Source organism: Polaromonas sp., from assembly GCF_039930745.1.
Classification (GTDB): domain Bacteria; phylum Pseudomonadota; class Gammaproteobacteria; order Burkholderiales; family Burkholderiaceae_C; genus Polaromonas.
On sequence record NZ_JBDTTH010000075.1, the window covers coordinates 1 to 20,736 of the forward strand.

Here is a 20,736-nt window from a genome sequence, read left to right on the forward strand (position 1 = left end):
ATCCGCGACACCGAAAGCTCGGCGCTGCAAATCCTGCGCATCATCCAGGAAGAGTCGCTGAAAGACAGCACGGCTTCGGTGTTGTGTCAGGTCCCGGTCGATGTGGCGTCTTTCCTGCTCAACGAAAAACGTTCCGAGATCGCCAAGATCGAGATGAAGCAGCGCATCAACGTGCTACTGGTGCCCAACAAGACCCTGGAAACACCGAACTACAAGCTCGAGCGCCTGAAACACGACGACCCGCGCCTGGACAACATCGAAGCCAGCTACAAAATGGCCGACGAGATGGAAGACCCGACCACGGTCACGCGCCGCAGCCAGGAAAAACACAACAAGCAGGAACCCGTGATCAAAGGCGTGTTGCCTGACGCACCTGCGCCCATTGCTGTACCCAAGCCAACCCCGGTGGCAGCACCCGCCGCTGCAGCCCGGCCTGCACGCCCCGTTGCAGCAGCCCCTGCTGAAAAAAGTTTCTTTGCAAAACTTAAGGAATTTTTTGTAGGCGCAGAAACAGCACCTGCCGCCGCAGCGCCGGCCCGGGAAGCCAAAAAAGAAGAACGCGGCGAAGGCCGGCGTGACGAACAACGCGGCGAACGTGGTGAACGCAGCGAGCGCGGTGAACGCGGAGGCCGTGATGGCCGCCGCGGTGGCCGTGGCGGCCGCAGCGAAGGCCGCGGCGGTGAGGGGCGTGCCGAAGGCCGTCCGGACCAGCGCGGTGAACGTGGCGAACGTAGTGAAGGCCGCGGCGGTGAACGCCGTGAACGCAATGCCGATGGCCGCGCCGAAGGTGTCCGTCAGGAGCGCCCTGTCGGTGAAGCACGCGGCGAGGGCCGCAATAACGAAGCCCGCCCGGAACGCGCGGAGCGTCCTGAAGGCCAGGGCGGCAATGAAGGCCGCGGCGAGCGTGGTGAACGCAGCCGCCGTGGACGCGGCGAACGCGGTGGTGATCGCGCTGAGCGCGGCGACCGTCCGGCCCGTGACCCCATCGAGCAGGATCTCGCGCTGGCCAACCAGGCCGCCATGGCTGCGGCCATGAACGAAGGCGACGCGCCACAGCGCCAGGAACGCCAGTCGCAGGACGGCGAGCGCCAGCCGCGCGCTGAAGGCCAGGGCCGCCGTGAACGTGGCGAGCGCGGCGAGCAGCGCAGTGACCGCGGCGAGCGTGGCAATGGCCGCCGCAACGAGCGCCGTGATGAAAGCACCGCACCGGCCGCGGGCGCGCAGGCCGACAGCTTTGATGCAGCCCATCCCGCTGTCGTGGCCGGTCCCGACGAAGCCGGCAACCCGGTCGTGCCGGCCTCCTCCACCGACATCCAGGCACGGCCTGACGGACAGGAAGAAGGCCAGGACCGCCAGCCGCGTGAACGCCGCAGCCGCGACCGCTATGGCCGCGACCGCCGCGAACGTGGTGAGCAGCGCGGCGACCAGCCGGTCGACGGTCAGGTTGAAGGCAATGCCTCGGCATCCGTTGAAAGTTTTGAATCAAATCAGGCTGTAGCCCTTGAAGGACATGCGCAGGCAGCTCCTGAATTGGTAGCAACTGCTACGCCAGCACCCGTCATGGCGGCTGCCGCACCGGCACCTGTTGCCGCAGCACCCGCCATTGTTGTGCCTGCGGCTCCCGCAGCTGTTGCTGCGCCCGCAGCGCGTGTATTGCCCAAGGTCCAATCCTACGAATTGCCGCTGCAAGACCTGGCCCAGGTGGCCAGCTCTTCCGGCCTGCAGTGGGTCAACTCCGACGCCGGCAAGATCGCCGAAGTGCAAGCCGCCATGGCCGCCGAGCCGAAGCCGATTCATGTTCCACGCGCACGTCCACCGGCTCCGCAGCTGGACAGCGGCCCGCTGGTACTGGTCGAAACCAAACGCGACCTGCGTGACATGACCTTGCCGTTTGAGCAGCCTGCTGCGTCGGCTACGGGTGAACGCGCGGAGTAGTCCCTGCCGTTTGTGCCGACTCGCACTTCAGATCAAAGGCAGCTTTCGGGCTGCCTTTTTTTGTCTGTATGGGAGGTGTGCGTTGGTGCTCACGGCGCAACCCGGTCACGCCATCACAAGCCTCGGCTTCATGTGGTTTGCCAGCAAGCCGGGTCTCGCCCCGGCGGGCGACTTACTTTTCTTTGCTTCGCCAAAGAAACCTAAGGAAAAGAAAGGCGACCCGATGGTCTGGGTCCCTACGCTTCGCTACGGGCAACCTGCGGTGCTCGCCGAAAATGGGGTCGAGCTCGAACTCGCTTCGCTCAGACAATCGCTCGCCCAGATCCATTTTCGGCTGCGCTCCTCGGCCCAGCCCGACGGGTGGGGGAAAGGAATGCGGATACGGGGAGGCGAGGACGCGCAAAGCGCGTCCTCGCCGGAGCCCGATTGCGTACCCGACTCCGGCCCCGAATTCGTTCCCACTCCCCTTCTGTATGCGCCGAGGAGCGGAGGTCCAGCCGGATAAGGACGGGCGATTGTCTGAGCGCAGCGAGTTCGAGCCCGGCCCCGGCTGGACCGAGCACCGCAGGTTGCCCCCGTAGCGCTAGCGAAGGGGGTCGCAGACAGCAGGGTCGCCTTTCTTTTGCTTACTTTTCTTTGGCGAGACAAAGAAAAGTGAGTTGCCGCCGGGCAACCCCCGGCTTGCAGGAGGAACCACAGCCTCACAAGCTTGCACAGGCTTCGATCCTTCGACAAGCTCAGCCCGAACGGCGGAAGGTGCAGCCTTGGAGGATTGCCCGCATGGATCCCGAATCAAGTCCGGGATGACAAAAGAAAAAGAGATTTACCAGCAGACCATCTCCCCGAGGCCCGCAGCGGGCCAGGGAAAAACTCAGACTTCCGCCGCCCGCCGGTAAGCCTGCGCCGCCGCCGCATCATCCCCCCGCTGCTCAGCCAGCATAGCCAGCGCACGCCAGGCATTGCGGTGCAGCGTGCCATCCTGCAGGGCCAGCGAGGCTTGTGACAGCAGTTGCTGGGCCTTGCCCCAGAGCTGGCGCTTCAGGCAGGTCATGCCTGCAAGGTATTGCAGGTTCGCATCGCGCGGTCGCTGCTGCTGTGCGGTCTCGATGCGCGCCAGCCAGGCGGCGTCGATGGAGTCCAGGCCTTGTTCGAGCACCTGGATCAATTTGATGCGTTGCGTGTCACTGACTTCAGAGCGCGGCTGCATGACCGGCTCCCAGACCTGCAGCAACCAGCTGCGGGCGAGATCGGCATCGCCGTGCAGGGCCATCAGGCGCGAGGCGGCGTGAATCACCAGTTCGGGCATGGCGCGTTCGCTAGCGTCCAGCGACTGCCATGCGGCTTGTAGTTGCGTCGGGTCGTGCGCGCCGCCGAGCAGTTCGAGTGCCAGCCCGCGCACGATGCTTTGCGCTGCTGGCGGCGAAAACGCGCGGTGCTTGGCCAGCAGACGCGCCGTCTCCAGCGCCTGCGAAGTCTGCCGGGCCTGGCGGGTGGCGCGCAGCTTGGTGCGCAACGCCAGGGTGCGCCGTGCGGCGCCCTGCGGCAACTGGTTGAGCAGCTCCAGCGCCGCGGCCGGGTCGCGGTCGTCCAGCGCCCAGCGCGCGGCACGCAATTGCACACCTTCGCGGGTTTCCTGGGCAATGCGGTGCGTGCTGCTTTCTAGCGCCTGCCGCAAATGTTCTTCGCGCAGGCTTCGGTTCTGCAGCGCCTGGGCGCTTTCAGCCGTCAACAAGTGGGCAAGCAGGCGCAGCTGGGTGGCCCGGGCTGCGCTGTAGCCACCGACATCACTGGAAGTGCGGGCCAGCTGGCTCAGGCTTTTTTCCTGGATGATGGCGTTTTGCGCCAGCTTGATTGCGCGAATGAAACGGCCGGCCATCAGGTGCGACAGCGCATCCATGAAAGCGGCGTACATGGCCCTTTCCTTTTGCTGGGCGCGCCATCGTCTGGCTTCGGCGGGCAGAGAAAACACCGCCGACGCCGCGCGCAGCGCCACATACAGCAAAGTAAACAGGCCGGCCAGCAGCAGCACCAGCAGGTTGAAAGAAATATCGACGCGGTGCGGCGGCCAGAACAGCGTGACCACGGCCTGGTTGTTGCCGGCCACCAGCGCCACCGCCACCGCAATGCCAAAGAGAGCCAGGAGCCAGAAAGCGCTGCGCATGTATTTCCTGTCGCCTAGCGGCCTGCAGCCGCCGTGGACAGCGCCGCCAGGGTTTCGTCCAGGCGTGGCAGTTCGCTGGACTTCATCTGGCTTTGCAGCTGCTGCAGCAGCAAGGTGGCCGCCTGCGTCCTGCGCGCTGCCGGATCAAAATATTTGCCCAGCATGACGCCGGCGCTCACCAGGTCGGAACGGGCGCTGGCCGTCTGCCGCGACAGCAACCCCAACCTGGCATTGAGCAGCTTGAGCTTGAGGTTTTCACGCAGGAAAAATGCCTGCTCGGGCGCCAGCAGCGCGGCGTCGGGCTGGTCGATGCGGCTCACGCGCAGCAGGCCGCGGGCTTCATCCAGCACACCCTGTAACGTGCGCTGCCACCAGGCCCTGAGTGCCAGGCTGTCAGGCCAACCCATGGCCGCGGCGGCAGAAGCGGCGCCAGCCGGTGCTGGAGCAGCCGCTGGCGCGGCAGGCCGGGCAGCGCCACCGGCCTGCATGGCGTTAGCCAGCGGCAACTCGTCCACCGCACGGGTCAGTTCATCGAGCTTGAACAGCAAGCCGGGAACATCGGTCACCGTGGTGGCCTTGATGCGCTCGACATCGCGGGCAATGGCCCGCTGCAGCGGATTGAGGCGCGGCTGCGCGGCGCGCGCAAGCCGCTGGTCGGCCGACTTGAGCGCGGCCAGCAGCGGCTCGGCGCTGCCGGTCAGCTGGGCCTGCTGCTGGGCTAGCCGCAGGGCAGACTCGACATCAACCACCAGGTTTTCATCGCGTGAGCGCGACAGGCTTTGCATCAGCTCTTCAAGCTGGGTGCGCTGCAGGCTCACTTCGCTGAGCCGGGTTTCGAGAATCGCCAGACGGGCCGTCAGTTCACGCGCGGATTCCTGGGCCTGGCGAGCCAGGGTACGCGCTTCGATGGATTGCGCCGTCGCGTCCGTGCTGCGGCGTGCCAGCTCTTCCTGGATGTTGCTGAGCTTTTGCCACAGCAGGATGCTCAGCAGCAGACCGGCCACGGCCACCAGCGCAATCAGCAGCATCCAGCGGCGCGGTATGCCCGCACCAGATACGGCGGAAGGGGCCGAGAAATCGGCCACCGGCGCGGTCATGGGGTTGATCTGGGGTTCGCTGTCGCTCATGGTTGCATTGATTCTATCGAGGCCACAATGTCCTCGAGCGCCGGGCGTGACTGCACAACAACACCCCAGCCGGCGGCACGTGCCGCCTCGGCTATGCGCGGATGGGTGGCGACAGCGCGCGCCTGCGACCAGCCGCCGGCGGGCAGGTTCGCCAGGGCCTCGGAACTGCTCAACAGCCAGATGGACCCATCGCCTGCCGCTTTCCCGACACGCTGCAGTTGCTGGGTCGTGAACACCGGCGCGCGCCGCTCGTACACCGCCACGGCATCAACACTTGCACCGGCGGCTCCCAGCTGCTGCGCCAGCCAGTCGCGTCCGGCGCTGGCCGCGGCTTCCGCGCCGGCGCTTTGCCCGCGCACGATCAGCACACGCCGGCCCTGCCAGTCACGCTGGCCGGCCACCGCCCACAAGGCTTCAGAGTCAAACTGCCCGGCGTCCGCGGCCGGGGCATCGATCAGCGCTTCCGGCACCCCCGCATGCTGCAGCGCAGCCACCGTGCCCGGCCCGGGTGCGAGAAAGCGCGGGGCTTCGTCTGCTATTGAATCTGCTATGGAATCAGTAGCCGTTTGCGCCCGCTGTATAAGGGCTAAGGCCTGATCTGATGCAAAAAACCCTTCCACCGCGTTGCCGCTGACAAACATCAATGCGGCATACGCGATGATATCGCGCCATGCCTGCGACAGGGCCTGCGACGCCGGCAGGGCTGCAATCTCGATCAGCGGCAAGGCCTCGGCCCGCAGCCCACGCGCCTGCAGGGCCTGCACCCAGCGATCCGCATCACGGGCGGGCCGGGTGACGATGACAGGCACAGGAGTCAAGCTCGCGGCGCTCAGGATGTGGCGGGGTTGCTGGCCCAGACCGCACCGCCGGCACGCAGCGACGCCGCCACGCGTTCGCCCAGGGCTTCGGCATCGGCAAAGTTGCGCACCGGTGCGCGATGTTCGGCGCGCACCAGCGGTTGGCCGGCCACACCCTGCCCGTCCGGGCCGGGTTCGCCCCAGGCGGCCTCCAGGCGCATCTCAGCGCTTTGCGCTTCACGGACAAAAGCAGCCAGCGGCATCGAGCAGCTGCCGCCCATGGCGCGCGACACCGTGCGTTCGGCTGTCACCGCCAGCCAGGTCGGCTGGTGCGCCAGCGTGGCCAGCGCGGCCAGCAGCTCAGGCCGGTCGGCGCGCACCTCGATGCCCAGCGCGCCCTGCCCGGCTGCAGGCAACATCTGCGCTGGCTCGAAGGCGCAGCGGATGCGCGAAGCCAGGCCGAGGCGTTTCAGGCCTGCGGCAGCCAGCACAATCGCCTGGTATTTGCCTTCATCGAGCTTGCGCAGGCGTGTGTCGAGGTTGCCGCGCAACGGCTCTATCTTCAGGTCGGGGCGCAGCGCTTTGAGCAGCACCAGCCTGCGCAGGCTGGAGGTACCCACCACGGCACCGGGCGGCAGTTCGTCCAGCGACGAAAAATGATTCGACACCAGCGCATCGCGCGGGTCTTCGCGCTCCAGCACGCAGGCCAGCGCAAAGCCGGCCGGCAAGTCCATGGGCACGTCTTTGAGCGAATGCACAGCAAGGTCAGCACGCCCTTCGCTGAGCGCCACTTCCAGTTCCTTGACAAACAGGCCCTTGCCGCCGACCTTGCTCAGCGAGCGGTCCAGGATCTGGTCGCCCAGCGTGGTCATGCCCAGCAGTTCCACCTGCCAGCCAAGCCGGCTCTCCAGCAGCGCCTTGACATGTTCGGCCTGCCACATCGCCAGCCGGCTCTCGCGCGTGGCAATGACGATGCGGGGAGAAGGAGAAAAATCTGCGCTCACTCGTAACCTGTCTGTATCTGGGGAAGGTTCTGGATGCTAGCATGCTGCACTGCAAAACAAGAGCCAACAAAGGTAAGCCATGGTGACGACGGCGCGCGCAAAAACCCCCAAAGAATCCTCCGCGAAACCCGCGGAGGACGCAAGCCGCCCGCGCGCCCGGGCCCGCGATAATGAGCGCCCGCTGGTCGAGGACATCCGACTGCTGGGCCGCATCCTCGGCGACGTGATTCGCGAGCAGGAAGGCGTGGCCGCCTACGAGCTGATCGAGCAGGTGCGCAAATTCTCGGTGGCCTTCCGGCGCGACGCCGACCATGAGGCCGACAAGGCGCTGAAAAAACTGCTCAAGGGCCTGTCGGGCGACCAGACCGTCAGCGTGATCCGCGCCTTCACCTACTTCAGCCACCTGGCCAACCTGGCCGAAGACCGGCACCACATCCGGCGCCGCGCCGTTCATGAGCGCGCCGGCGACACCCAGGAAGGCAGCATCGAAGTGGCACTCGCCCGCCTGCGCTGGGCGGGAATAGCGCCCAAAACAATAGCAAACACGTTGGCGCACAGCTTTGTCTCGCCGGTGCTCACGGCGCACCCGACCGAGGTACAGCGCAAAAGTATTCTCGACGCCGAACGCGACATTGCCCAGTTGCTGACCGCACGCGACGAAACCAAGGCGCGCGCCTCGGCCGTGAATGCAACCAAAGACGCGCTGACTCCGCGCGAACTGGCCGCCAACGAGGCCCAGTTGCGCGCGCGCGTGATGCAGCTCTGGCAGACGAGGCTGCTGCGTTTTACCAAGCTCACGGTGGCCGACGAGATTGAAAACGCACTCAGTTATTACGAGTCCACCTTCCTGCGCGAAATTCCCAAGCTCTACGCCGAGCTGGAGCAGGCGCTGGGCAGCCACCCGGTGCACAGCTTTTTGCGCATGGGCCAGTGGATTGGCGGTGACCGCGATGGCAACCCCAACGTCAGCGCCGACACGCTGAACTACGCCCTGCGCCGCCAGGCTGAAGTGGCGCTGCGCCACTACCTGACCGAGGTGCACTACCTGGGCGGCGAGCTCTCGCTGTCGGCCATGCTGGTGGATTTCACGCCCGAGATGCGGGACCTGGCCGAGAGCTCGCCCGACACCAACGAACACCGGCTCGACGAGCCCTACCGCCGCGCACTGACCGGCGTGTATGCGCGGCTGGCCGCCACACTCAAGGACCTGACCGGCGGCGATGCCGCGCGCCACGCGGTCGCGCCGCAAAACGCCTACCTGGCCTCGGAAGATTTCCTGGCCGACCTGCGCACCATCGAAACCTCGCTGCAGAGCAACCACGGTGCTGCGCTGGTCGCCCAGCGCCTGCACCCGCTGATACGCGCGGTGGAAGTGTTCGGCTTTCACCTGGCCACGGTGGACCTGCGCCAGAGTTCGGACAAACACGAGGAGGTTGTCGCCGAGCTGCTCGCCGTGGCGCGGGTTGAAGCGAAGTACGCTGCACTCGACGAGATGGCCAAGCGCGAACTGCTGCTCAGGCTACTCAACGACGCCCGGCCGCTGCGCGTGATCGGCACCGACTACTCGGCGCACGCCACGGGCGAGCTGGCGATTTTTGAAGCCGCGCGCACCGCACGTGCACGCTTCGGCAAGGAAGCCATACGCCACTACATCATCAGCCACACCGAAGCAGTAAGCGACCTGCTGGAAGTGCTGCTGCTGCAAAAAGAAGTCGGGCTGATGCACGGCACCCTGGACAGCCAGGCCACGCATGACCTGATCGTCGTGCCGCTGTTCGAAACCATTGAAGACCTGCGCAATGCCGCGCCCATCATGCGGGAGTTTTACGCACTGCCCGGTGTGGCCAAACTTGTGCAGCGCAGCGGCGCTGAGCAGGACATCATGCTGGGCTACTCGGACAGCAACAAGGACGGCGGCATCTTCACCAGCAACTGGGAGCTCTACCGCGCCGAGATCGCGCTGGTCGAGTTGTTCGACCAGCTCGCCAACTCGCACAATATTCAATTGAGAATGTTCCACGGCCGCGGCGGCACGGTGGGGCGCGGCGGCGGCCCAAGCTACCAGGCCATCCTGGCGCAGCCCCCGGGCACAGTGCGCGGGCAGATCCGGCTGACCGAGCAGGGCGAGGTCATCGGCTCCAAATACGCCAACCCGGAAATCGGCCGGCGCAACCTGGAAACCCTGGTCGCCGCCACGCTGGAAGCCACTTTGCTGCAGCCCACCAAGCCAGCCACCAAGGCCTTTCTGCAGGCCGCCGACCAGCTCTCGCAGGCCAGCATGGCGGCCTACCGCGCCCTGGTGTACGACACCCCGGGCTTCACCGAATATTTTTTCAGCGCCACACCGATCCGTGAGATCGCTGAACTCAACATCGGATCACGTCCCGCGTCGCGCAAGGCCTCGCAGAAAATCGAAGACCTGCGCGCGATTCCCTGGGGTTTCAGCTGGGGCCAGTGCCGCCTGACCCTGCCGGGCTGGTACGGCTTTGGCGCCGCTATCGAACAATTCCTCAACCACGGTGGCACGCCGGCCAGCCGCAAGGACGCCCTGGCCCTGCTGCAAAAGATGAACAAGCAGTGGCCGTTTTTCCGTACCCTGCTCAGCAACATGGACATGGTGCTCGCCAAAAGCGATCTGGCACTGGCCTCTCGTTACGCCGAACTGGTCGGCGACGCCAGGCTGCGCAAGAAGATTTTCAGCGCCATCGAGGTCGAGTGGCACCGCACGGCGGAAGCACTGACGCTGATCACCGGCGAGAGGCAGCGCCTGGCCAACAACCCGGCGCTGCAGCGCTCCATCCGGCACCGCTTTCCTTACATTGACCCGCTGCACCATCTGCAGGTAGAACTGGTGCGCCGCTACCGGGAAGGCAAGGCGGACGATCGGGTCCAGCGCGGTATCCACATCTCGATCAACGGCATCGCCGCCGGCCTGCGCAATACCGGCTGAGGCCACGCCAAGCGGCTCCGCCGCCCCGGGGAAGCGCGCTATGGGCTTTCTCCTACATATCTACCAGTGGAATCTGATGGCAGCGGGCGCGGGAGAACCCTAGGATGGTCTTAACGCCGAATGCACCGCCGATGGCGATGCCGGTGAACCACCCCTGGAGCCAGAACCATGTCCACGTCAACCGCCGAGGCTGTCCGCCGCATTTCCGCCAGCCAGGAACTCGTCAGCAGTGATTTTTTGGCCCTCGCCTCCCACATGAATGACTGCGAGCGCTCACGCGGCCGCTTTTTCGCGCTGCGGGCCGCGCTCGATTCCCTGCAGGCCATGAGCTCACGGCGCATTGTGACCACCGGCGCCCTTTTCGCTTGCTGCGGCCTGGGCCTGCTGGTCCTGGTCTGAAAGGGTGGATGCCGCGGTCCTGGACCGGCTGCAGGCGCTAACCTCCCACGCCCGACACATCCTCCTGTCCCGGCGGACGGAAGCAGAACCCCCCATACGCGCCGAACTTTTCGGCATTCACCGTTTCGAGGAGCACGGCCGCAGCCTGGCGCAGGCGCAGACCGTGCAGGACGACGACCGGTCGCGACGCGGTGCTTCCTTTTTCCCGCGCGTGGAGGACAACCTCGTTGCACTGCGCCAGGCCTATGACTATGTCGCGCTGACGTCCCGCAGCGGCCACTACGTCACGCCCGCCGCCGAATGGCTGCTGGACAACTTTCACCTGGTCGAAGCCCAGTTGCAGCAGATCCGCGAAGGTGTGCCGCGCCGCTACTACGCCAGCCTGCCCAAGCTGGCGGCCGCGCCGCTGGAGGGGCTGCCGCGCGTGTATGGCATCGCCTGGGCCTACGTGGCCCACACCGACAGCGTGCTCAACCCGGAGCTGTTCAGCGCTTTTCTCAATGCCTACCAGGAAGTGGACGAACTGCGCCTGAGCGAACTCTGGGCGCTGCCCACCACCTTGCGTGTGGTGCTGCTGGACAACCTGCGCCGCATGGCCGACAGCATCGCGCAAAGCAAGGTGGCGCGGGAAGTGGCGCACGCGGTCTGGGACTGCGTGGACAAGCTGGGCGATGCCGACCTCGACGCCATTTATGCCCTGATGAAGCAGCGCGGCCTGGCGCGCAACTACCTCACGCAGCTCTGGCAGCGCATGCCCACCGAGCGGCTGGACACCCTGCCCTCGCTGGTGCTGTGGACGGAGCGGCACTGCCCGGACGGTCCGGCGCTGATGCTCGAAAGCCAGACAGCCCAGGTGGCGGCCAACCTCACCGTCGGCAACATCATCACCACGCTGCGCCTGATCGGCCAGGTAGATTGGGTGGAGCTGGTCGAGCCGGTGAGCCGGTCGCTGCGCGTGCTTCGGCAGTTGCCCAGCTTTTCGATGGAAAGCGAACTCACGCGCCAGCAGATCACCCAGTCCATGGAACGCCTGGCGCGGCTCAGCCACTACTCCGAGCGTAAAGTGGCCGAGGCCGTGGTGGCCCAGGCGAGGGCTGTGCCGCAAGCTGCGCCCGCCAGCGCGGCACAACGCACTGTCAGTTTTTACCTGCTCGGAGCAGGCCGGGCCGCGCTGGAGGCCGCCCTGGGCATGCCGGCGCGCAGCGGGAAATCCCGCGCGGGCGTGCGGAACTGGCGGCTGCCGCTTTACATCGCGCCTATCGCCGTGGGCACCATGCTCATGGTGCTGGCGGCCGCGCAGCGCATGGAGCTGCAGGGCGGGCTGGCCGCCCTCGCGCTGTTCCTGCTGGCCTGGCCCGCCTCCGAAGCCGCTTCGGCCCTGGTCAACCGCCTGATCGCGGAGTCGCTGAAGATCCGCTTCCTGCCGCGCCTGGACTTTGCCGGCGGGATTCCACCGGAACACCGCGTGCTGGTCGTGCTGCCCACGCTGCTGACCTCTACAAGCTCCATCCGCGAACTCGCCAACCGGCTGGAGCTGCACTGGCTGGCCAACCGGGAAAGCGAGGCGCAATTTGCCCTGCTCACCGATTGGGTCGACGCGCCCGCCGAAAGCCTGGCCGGCGACGCGGCGCTGCTCGAGGAAGCCCTCGCGCACATGGCTGCACTGAATGTCCGCTACCCCGTACCAGCCGGGGCTGCGCCGCATTTCCTGCTGATCCACCGCCCCCGCGCCTGGTGCGAAACCCAGCAGCAATGGCTGGGCTGGGAGCGCAAACGCGGCAAGCTTGAACAACTGCTGCGCACGCTGGTCACCGGCCGCATGGACGGCTTTGTGCCGCTGGCGCCCGGCCTGCAACTGGCCCCCGGCATACGCTACGTGGTCACGCTGGACAGCGATACCGGCCTACCGCCCGGCGCGCTGTGCGACTTGGTGGCCGTGGCGGCGCACCCGCTGAACGCACCCCAGCTCGACGCCGCTTCCCGCCGCGTGGTGGCCGGCTACGGCATCCTGCAGCCGCGCGTGGTCACGCCCCTGCCCGGGCCAGCCGAACGGACGCCCTTCCACTGGATGTTTGCCGGCCAATGCGGCATCGACCCTTACAGCAGCGGCGCTTCCGAGGTGTACCAGGACCTGTTCGGCAGCGGCAGCTTCGCCGGAAAGGGCCTGCTGCATGTTGAGGCCGTGCATGCCGTGCTCGACGCGCGCCTGCCCAAGGACACGGTCCTCAGCCACGACCTGCTGGAAGGCAGCATCGCACGCTGCGGCTTTGTCAGCGACGTGGCGCTGGTGGAAGACCAGCCGCACCACGCCGGCGTGGCCGCTGCGCGCACGCACCGCTGGACACGCGGCGACTGGCAGCTCCTGCCCCTCATGCTGCACGCCGGGCACTTCGGCATCGATGGGCTGGGGCTGTGGAAGATGGCCGACAACCTGCGCCGCTCGCTGGTTATGCCCGCCACCTTCGGCCTGCTGGTCTGCGCCGTGTTCAGCGGGGTGCTGCCACTGGCCACCGTCCTGATTGTGGCTTTCGCCGCCTTGCTGTCCGGGCCCGTGCTCGGCGCGCTGGCCGGCCTGGTGCCAACCCGCAGGGGCATTGCCTGGCGCCATTTCTTCCATGTGGGCCAAAGGGAATTGCTGCGCGCCCTGTGCGGCGGTGCCTGGCAGTTCAGCCAGCTTCCGGCGCAGGCCGCCTTGCTGCTCGATGCCGTGCTGCGTTCGCTCTGGCGCCTGGCCGTCAGCCGCCGCGGGCTGCTCGAGTGGACCACCGCCGCTCAGGCCCAGGCGGCCGCACAGGGCGAGCTCACGGCCTTTGTGCGCCAGCACGCTGCCGTTTCACTGTTTTGCGCGGCGCTGGCGGTGGCCGCGCTGTGGAGTCCGTATCCGATGGCGGGCCCTGCGCTCTTCCTTTTCTGGGCTGTGTCGCCACTGGCTGCCTGGTGGGCCAGCCGGCCCCGTCCCGCCGGCCCGGTACACCGGCTGCAGGACAGCGACCGCCAATACCTGCACATCCTGGCGCGCGATACCTGGCGCTTTTTTGAGCAATCCGTCGGTGCCGAAGACAACCACCTGCCGCCCGACAACCTGCAGCTGGTGCCCGAACCCACGCCGGCGCACCGCACCTCGCCAACCAATATCGGCTTGTACCTGCTGGCCGTCTGCTGCGCGCGCGAATTCCGCTGGATAGGCACATCCGAAGTCATTGGACGGCTGGAGGCTTCGCTCGGTAGCATGGACCGGCTGGCCAAACATGATGGCCATCTGCTCAACTGGTACGACACGCGCACGCTGGAAGTCCTGCAGCCACCGTATGTCTCGGTCGTCGACAGCGGCAACCTGGCCGGGCTGCTGCTGGCCGTGGCCCAGGCCTGCACCGCTCTTGCGCAGGACGGCGCCGAAGGCGAGCCGGCGCAGGCGGCCCTGCTGCGGCTGGCCGGCCGTTGCCAGGCCATGTATGCCGCCATGGACTTTCGCGGCCTCTACGACAGCAAGCGCCACCTGTTCCATATTGGCCTGCGCGTGCAGGAGCACGCGCTGGATGCAAGTTACTACGACCTGCTGGCGTCCGAGTCCCGGTTGACCAGCTTCCTGGCCGTTGCCAAAGGCGATGTTCCGCGCCGGCACTGGGCCGCGCTGGGCCGGCCTTTTCTGTCGGTCGGCGTGGCGCCCGGGCTGAAGTCCTGGTCGGGCTCGATGTTCGAGTACCTGATGCCCTCGCTGTTGATGCACGAGCCCCGGCGCGGCCTGCTTCACGCGGTGGCACACGCGGCCGTGGCCGAACAGCAGGCGTACGGCGCCGCGCAGCAACTGCCCTGGGGCGTGTCCGAATCAGCCTATTTCGCGCAGGACCATTCGCTGGCCTTTCAGTACTCGCCCTTCGGCGTGCCTCGCCTGGCGCTGCGGCGCACGCCGCCGACCGACCGGGTGGTGGCGCCGTATGCCACCCAGCTGGCCACAATGTTCGACCCATCCGCCGCCACGCACAACCTGCAACGGCTTGAACAGATGGGTGCCCGCGGAGAACTGGGCTTTTTTGAAGCGCTGGACTTCACCATCTCGCGCCAGCCGGAGGCAGCCGACGCGAAGGCCTTCAGCATCGTGGAGGCGTATATGGCCCATCACCAGGGCATGGCGCTGGCTGCGCTGTGCAACGTGCTCTGCCACCACGCACCACGGCGCTGGTTCTGCGCTGACCCGATGGTGCGGGCCCATGAAGCGCTGCTGCATGAAAGCACGCCGCGCCAGATCGTGCAGAGCGCCGACCCGCGGTTGCCACCCGAACCCGGTGGTTATATTCCAGAGCCGGTGTTCCAGTCGCGTGAAGTGAATCCGCTCGGTGCCGGCTGGAAACCCACTCAGTTGCTCTCGAACGGGCATTACAACGTAGCCCTGCGCGCCAATGGCGCCGGCCTGAGCCGCTGGCGCGGCCGCAATGTGACGCGCTGGCGCGACGACATGCTGCGCGACGGTTACGGCAGTTTCTTCTACCTTGCCCGCATTGATGCGGATGGCGTGCAACGGGTGAACTCACTCACCTCACGTCCCGCTGCAGGAGCGGGCTGGCGCTACCAGGCGCGCTTCATGGCCGACCGTGTGCAGTTCGACGCGCAAGGCGACAACCTGAGCTCCATCATCACTGTGCTGGTCAGCCCCGAGGACGACACCGAGCTGCGCACCGTGGTGCTGCACAACACGGGCCGCAGCGAACAGGTACTGGAGCTGGTGTCCTGCTTTGAGGCGGTGCTGGCCGACCCGCGGGCCGACGAAGCGCACCCGGCGTTTTCCAACCTCTTTGTGCAAACTCGCTGGGAGCCGGAGTGGCGCGCCCTCATGCTCACCCGCCTGCCACGCCTGCATGGCGAACCGCAAATGGCGGTTGCGCATTTTCTGGCAGAAGCCGACGCAGACCTGGTGTCGGTGGAAGGCATTGCCGACCGCCGGGTGTTTGCAGGGCGCCATCAGCCGGTGCAGCATCCCCTGCTTGGCAGCCAACCGGCTGATGCTGCGGGCAACCCGATCACCGGGCTGGACCCTGTCGCCAGCCTGCGCGTAAAGCTGCGCCTGGCGCCTGGCGCCATCGCGCGGTTGAGCTTTGCCACCACGGCAGCCGAAAACACGGACGAACTCGCGGCGCGCATCGACAAATACATGCAGCCCATGCACGTGGAGCGTGCCACCCGCATGGCCGCAACACTGGCCCAGGTGCGGCTGCGCGACCTGGCCCTGACGCCCGAAGAAAACCTGGCCCTGCAGGACCTGAGCACGGCGCTGATGTACAACGTGGCACGACCGGCCGAGCGCACGCCGCTGGACCAGCGCCAGCTCTGGCGCTTTGGCATTTCCGGCGACAAGCCCATCGTCCTGCTGCGCATTCACTCGCACAGCGGCGTGCCACTGGTGCATGCACTATTGCGCGCCCAGCCGTGGTGGGCGTTCGGCGGCCTGGGTGTTGACGTGGTGGTGCTCAACAGCGAAGCCAACTCCTACCTGATGCCGCTGCAGCGCGATATCCTTGCGCTACGCGACCGGCTGCTGCACGCCGTGCAGCACAGCTTCAGGCGTGACGAAGCGGCCAGCTCGGCGCCCGGTTTTTTCCTGCTGCGCGAGCAGGAAATGGTCGCCAGTGAAAAAGCCGCCCTCACTGGCCTGGCACGTGTGGTGTTCAGCGCCGACGGCAGGCCACTGGAAGTGCAGGTGGCTGCCATGCGCGAAGACTGGTCGCCGCACAAACCCACCCATCTCACGCGCACCGCATTGACCGGTTACGCCTCCCATCTTCCTGAGCGCTCTGAACGCCCCGAACCTGGTGTCTTTGATGCAGAAAGCGGCGAATTCCGCTTTGGGCTCAAGGCTGGGCAGCGGCTGCCCAAGCCGTGGATCAACGTGATCGGCAACCCGGAGTTCGGCTTTCAGGTGTCAGAAATCGGCAGCGGCTACACCTGGGCGGGCAACAGCCGCCTGCACCAGGTCACAACCTGGTCCAACGACCCCGTGCGCGACCCCGCTTTTGAACACTGGCTGCTGCAAGACCTGGACAGCGGCGAGGTGTTCCCCTTGACCCCTTCGCTGCTGGCCGCCCCCGACAGCGCCTGGCGCGTGCGCCATGGGCAGGGCTACACGGTGTTTGAAGGCAGACAGGCCGCCTTGCAGTTGGAGACCACTTTCTTCGCCGACCTGAAAGACGCTGTCAAGGTGGTTCAGGTTCGTCTCCGGCTGGAAGGCACAAGGCGGCGCCGTCTTCGCGCCGTCGCCATGGTGGAGTGGCAGATGGGTGAAGCCAGGGGCCGCAGGCGCACCCTACACAGCTGGAACGGCGCCGAGCGGGTGGCCCTGTTTGCCCAGCAGCGCGAAAGCCGCGACGGCTATGGCGGCAGCACGGCATTTCTGGCACTGGCCGGCGCAGCAGGTGGCACGCAATGGACTTGCGACCGCAGCGAATTCTTCGACCCGCTGGGCCAGTTGGTACTGCCAGCCACATTGGGAAGGCGCAGCGGCGCAGCGCTGGACCCTTGTGCAGCTATTTCGAGCGAGTTCGAACTGAATGACGGGGAAGGCGTGGCCTTCAGCTTCATCCTCGGTCATGCGGCCGACGGCGCTGGCGCCGAGCGGTTGGCGCGGCAGTGGGCACAACGCGATACGGCCCAGGTGCTTGCGGAGGTACAAGGCTGGTGGTCCGGGCTGCTGGGCAAGGTGCGGGTCAGCACACTCGACCCGCTGTTCGATGCGCTGGTGAATCACTGGCTGATGTACCAGACTGTCGTCTGCCGGCTCTGGTCCAAGGCCGGCTTCTACCAAGCCGGCGGCGCCTCCGGTTTTCGCGACCAGCTGCAGGACGCGATGGCTTTGGGCCTGCTGGACCCGGCGCGCCTGCGCGCACAAATTGTGCTGAACGCCTCACGCCAATTCCCCGAGGGCGACGTGCAGCACTGGTGGCACGCCCCGGGCGGAGAAGGCGTGCGCACGCATTTTTCCGATGACCTGCTCTGGCTGCCCTATGCCTGTGCGCACTATGTTGACGTCACCGGCGACGCCACCCTGCTCGATGAATCGGTGGCCTTCCTCGATGGCCCGGCGATTCCGGAAGGCGCCGAAGACGCCTACTACCCGCCGCAAACCAGCACGCTGAAGGCCAGCGTGTACGAACATTGCGCACGCGCCATTGACCGCAGCCTGGCGGTGGGCGCGCACGGCCTGCCGCTGATGGGCACCGGCGACTGGAACGATGGCATGAACCGCGTCGGCCACGAAGGCAAGGGCGAATCGGTCTGGCTGGGCTGGTTCCTGTGCGCGGTGGTACACAACTTTGCGCCCCTGGCCCAGGCCCGGGGCGACACCGGCCGCGCGGACCAATGGCTGGCCGCACGCCAGGGCTGGATAGCCGCGCTGCACGACGCCGGCTGGGACGGCGCCTGGTTCCGCCGCGCCTTTTTCGACAACGGCGATCCGCTGGGTTCCAGCGCCAATGCGGAATGCCGCATCGACCTGATAGCCCAGGCCTGGGCTGTACTGTCAGGTGCCTCCACCCCGGCTTTCACAGCCCCCGCCATGCAGGCCCTGAAGCAGCAACTGATCGACGAAGACGCCGGTCTGTTGCGCCTGCTGGACCCGCCGCTGCAGCACTCGGCCAACAACCCGGGCTATATTCAGGCCTACCCGCCTGGTGTGCGCGAGAACGGCGGCCAGTATTCGCACGCAGCCGTCTGGGCCATGATGGCGCAGGCAATCAGCGGCGACACCGAAGGTGCCTGGCAAAGCTTCGAAGCCATCAGCCCGGCGCACCGCAGCACGCACCCCACGCGCGGCCCGGCCTATGAGATCGAACCTTATGTGCTGGCCGGCGACGTCTACAGCGCGCCTCCTTACGCCGGCCGTGGCGGCTGGAGCTGGTACACCGGCTCGGCCGCCTGGCTGCACCGCGCCGCACTCGAAACCCTGCTGGGCCTCTCAGTGCGGCGAGGCGAGCTGTCGCTGACGCCGCGCGTGCCCGCGCACTGGCCGGCATTTGACATCACGCTGCGGCTCGAAGGACGCGTAGTGGCTATCCGCTGGCGGCGTGCCGAGGTGGCGGCGGGCGAAGACTTCAAGCCAGACCGCGTGCTGGTACCGGGCGAAGTCGTCAGGCTGGACGAGCTACCGGAACAAGCGCAACTGCTGGTGCAAGCCCCACCCTGAACATCCATATGCTACATAATTTATAGCTGCTTGCGCCCGTGGAATAAGGGTTGCAGCCACTTTTTGTTCATAAATTCGGGCGGGTAGCCAGTGGCTACCCTGAAGTGAGCCATGCGGATAAAGCGGCATCAGACCAGGCCGCGCTTTGAGTGGAATCGGTCAGTTTTCTTGCGCTTGTGGGGAAGTCCACCTACGAAGGGTCAGGCCTCGCGCGTGGCGCAGTGCTAATCAGGCAAATACGGACCTTTCACTTCGCCCCAGCCCCACTTCGGCATGGGTGCGTTCACGTCCACCGCTGCGCCGGGCTGTGAATTGATGACAGCCAAACGGGTGCCCCACTCAAGATAAGCTACAAGCGCTGACCTGAACTCCGGGTCGTCAGGCAGCTTGAGCTCATCTGCGGTGTCGAGCAGGAGCCGCAACCATGCCTTGCGTTGTTCATTCGTGAGATGACGATTCAAATGATGACGAATCATCTCAGGGTGACCGCCATGCTTTGCCGAATAATCTTGGGGACCGCCCAGCACTTCCGCAAGGAAAGCAGCTACGTGAGCGGGGTGATCCGCTCCCATATGCTCAAAGACAGGCTTCAAGGTATCGTCTTCTGGCACCCGCTCGTAAAAGCGGGTGGTCAAGCGTTTGAGCGCATCAATGCCGCCGAGCCAGTCGTACAAGGTGGGTGGGATAGAGGGTGCCATGGTGAGTGTGTGTTTGCGAGGCCAAACTTCTGCGCGACATTCGCATACCGGTCTTCATTGACGTGTAGATCATGTATTCATCAAACGAAAGGAAGCCGACGTGAATGCTACTACCGTTGCCGCCGATCTTGCAAGGTCTGTGCTTCAGCTCGCTGTGGCCGCATCCTGGCACGTCGTTGAAACCCAGCGCCTGAGGTACCTAGTTCGAGCGCTGGTTTGCCAACCGGCAGATGGGCCTGGTCATCATGAAACCTGCAGCTCGGCCCACCACTGGGCCCCCTGGCTCAAGGGTCTGGGCATTGGTGCGGCTTTTTCCCGCCCAGTACGTACGGGCCTACGTCAAGCGCAACAAGATCGATGCCGGGAAGGATTTGCTCAAATAACACCACGGGCAGCAGCAAGCTGTTGCGGTCTTGGGGTTTGTAGCGGGCCATGGTCGCGATCTCCTTGATCAGAGGTATCGCAAGCGCCGTGCCAGAGGTTTATTTACAGCCTCAACGTAAAGATGACCGGACCACCAACATGAGCGGCGGAGCCGCAGCCTGCAGTTGTGGGTCCGTGTCGATTGACATGTTAAGTCTCATGATCAGCGACGAAAACAAGCCAGCAAGGAGACCTGTGGGGCGGCGGCCTGAATCAGCAGCCACCCCACCAAAGCCAGTAGGACGATGGTCACGGCGACAAAGCCGCGATTGGCGATGGAGTTCAGCGTGACATCTCCCAGAGACCTGTACCGCCGAGACCACAGATAGCGGATCGTAGCCGCGCCATCTTGGTCGCCGCCGTTGAAGAAAATCTTCCGCGCCGTAATCTCGCGCCATGTCTCGGGATGTTTTTCCGACAAGCGTCTAGCGAACCGCCCTTCGCAGAGGGCGGCCGCAAGACCACCACCCGCAAGGGTAACGATCAAGGCCACGTAGAACAGACTGAGCAGGCTACACATGCTATGAGACTTAACGAGGCTGTAAATAAACCCGTTTTCCGCGCACCCCAATTTGGCTTTGCACGTTTCTCGGGTTGGTGTTCAAGATCTGAGCTCTCATGCCCGAAGTGTGCCGCAATTTCTCCCATTTTTAGCCTCAATGGACAGCCTCTTGCCCTTGATGTGCCTTATCTGCCCCTCTGCTGCCCCAGGCTCGTCTTGGCCAGCTTCTCGATGTTGTGCACCATGCAGTACAGGTTCCACTGCGTGTTGACCTTGACGCGTCCCCGGTGGTTCAGGCGGGTCAACCGCTTGTTGTGCCGGATGTTGCCAAACACCGGCTCCACTGTGCCAATGCGCTGGCTATACAGCTGCCTGCCCCTGGGGGAATCGATAGCGTGGCGCATTCGGTCACCGGGGGTCACTGGGTGTCGGATGTTGCGTACAAAGCGGCTGATCTGTCGACCCCGCCCATCGTTGGGCGCGATCGGGCCTCTGAGACATTTGCCGCTGAGGCGGCAGGCGTTGCAGTCCGCTGCTTTGGCCGTGTACCTCTGGTAGTGCAGGCCCGTC

At 65.7% G+C, this 20,736-nt stretch carries 11 protein-coding genes and 1 pseudogene; 4 read left to right on the plus strand and 8 right to left on the minus strand.

Annotated features, from left to right (window positions below):
- A pseudogene (locus tag ABI660_RS18030) lies at positions 1–1,935 on the plus strand (ribonuclease E/G); the annotation flags it as partial.
- An 871-nt stretch (positions 1,936–2,806) separates the two neighbouring features.
- Here the strand turns inward: ABI660_RS18030 and ABI660_RS18035 are convergent.
- Genes ABI660_RS18035 through hemC form a run of 4 tightly spaced genes read right to left on the minus strand, consistent with a single transcriptional unit; the run spans position 2,807 to position 7,024 of the window.
- Positions 2,807–4,096, minus strand: coding sequence for a heme biosynthesis HemY N-terminal domain-containing protein (locus ABI660_RS18035; protein WP_348070653.1), 1,290 nt, complete (start codon positions 4,094–4,096; stop codon positions 2,807–2,809).
- 14 nt (positions 4,097–4,110) lie between these two features.
- The gene (locus ABI660_RS18040; RefSeq protein ID WP_348070671.1) at positions 4,111–5,193 is read right to left on the minus strand and encodes a uroporphyrinogen-III C-methyltransferase; all 1,083 of its coding nucleotides are present in this window, start codon (positions 5,191–5,193) and stop codon (positions 4,111–4,113) included.
- Between the two features lie 26 nt (positions 5,194–5,219).
- Complete coding sequence (locus tag ABI660_RS18045) at positions 5,220–6,041, minus strand: uroporphyrinogen-III synthase (protein ID WP_348070655.1); 822 nt, start codon at positions 6,039–6,041, stop codon at positions 5,220–5,222.
- An 11-nt stretch (positions 6,042–6,052) separates the two neighbouring features.
- Positions 6,053–7,024 (minus strand): hydroxymethylbilane synthase, encoded by a 972-nt coding sequence (gene hemC / locus ABI660_RS18050; protein WP_348070657.1) that lies wholly within the window; start codon positions 7,022–7,024, stop codon positions 6,053–6,055.
- A gap of 79 nt (positions 7,025–7,103) precedes the next feature.
- Here hemC and ppc point away from each other — a divergent pair, with 79 nt between their 5' ends.
- From ppc to ABI660_RS18065, 3 genes are all read left to right on the plus strand, one after another.
- Positions 7,104–9,974: a phosphoenolpyruvate carboxylase gene (gene ppc, locus ABI660_RS18055; protein WP_348070659.1), complete on the plus strand. Its 2,871-nt coding sequence runs from the start codon at positions 7,104–7,106 to the stop codon at positions 9,972–9,974.
- A gap of 168 nt (positions 9,975–10,142) precedes the next feature.
- Entirely contained in the window at positions 10,143–10,373 is a 231-nt protein-coding gene (locus ABI660_RS18060; RefSeq protein ID WP_348070661.1) for a hypothetical protein, read from the plus strand.
- Between the two features lie 4 nt (positions 10,374–10,377).
- Complete coding sequence (locus tag ABI660_RS18065; protein ID WP_348070663.1) at positions 10,378–18,543, plus strand: glucoamylase family protein; 8,166 nt, start codon at positions 10,378–10,380, stop codon at positions 18,541–18,543.
- A 224-nt stretch (positions 18,544–18,767) separates the two neighbouring features.
- On the opposite strand, the gene ABI660_RS18070 is transcribed toward ABI660_RS18065, so the two are convergent.
- The 4 genes from ABI660_RS18070 to ABI660_RS18085 all read right to left on the minus strand — a co-directional run bounded on the left by ABI660_RS18070 (position 18,768) and on the right by ABI660_RS18085 (position 20,729).
- A complete protein-coding gene (locus ABI660_RS18070; protein WP_348070665.1) occupies positions 18,768–19,241 on the minus strand; it encodes a group II truncated hemoglobin in 474 nt (157 codons plus the stop codon).
- 284 nt (positions 19,242–19,525) lie between these two features.
- On the minus strand, positions 19,526–19,675 hold the full coding sequence (locus tag ABI660_RS18075) for a hypothetical protein (RefSeq protein WP_348070667.1): 150 nt from the start codon (positions 19,673–19,675) through the stop codon (positions 19,526–19,528).
- Between the two features lie 152 nt (positions 19,676–19,827).
- Entirely contained in the window at positions 19,828–20,184 is a 357-nt protein-coding gene (locus tag ABI660_RS18080) for a hypothetical protein (RefSeq protein ID WP_348070669.1), read from the minus strand.
- Positions 20,185–20,351: 167 nt separating this feature from the next.
- A complete protein-coding gene (locus tag ABI660_RS18085) occupies positions 20,352–20,729 on the minus strand; it encodes a transposase (RefSeq protein WP_348070673.1) in 378 nt (125 codons plus the stop codon).
- Between the last annotated feature and the right edge of the window lie 7 nt (positions 20,730–20,736).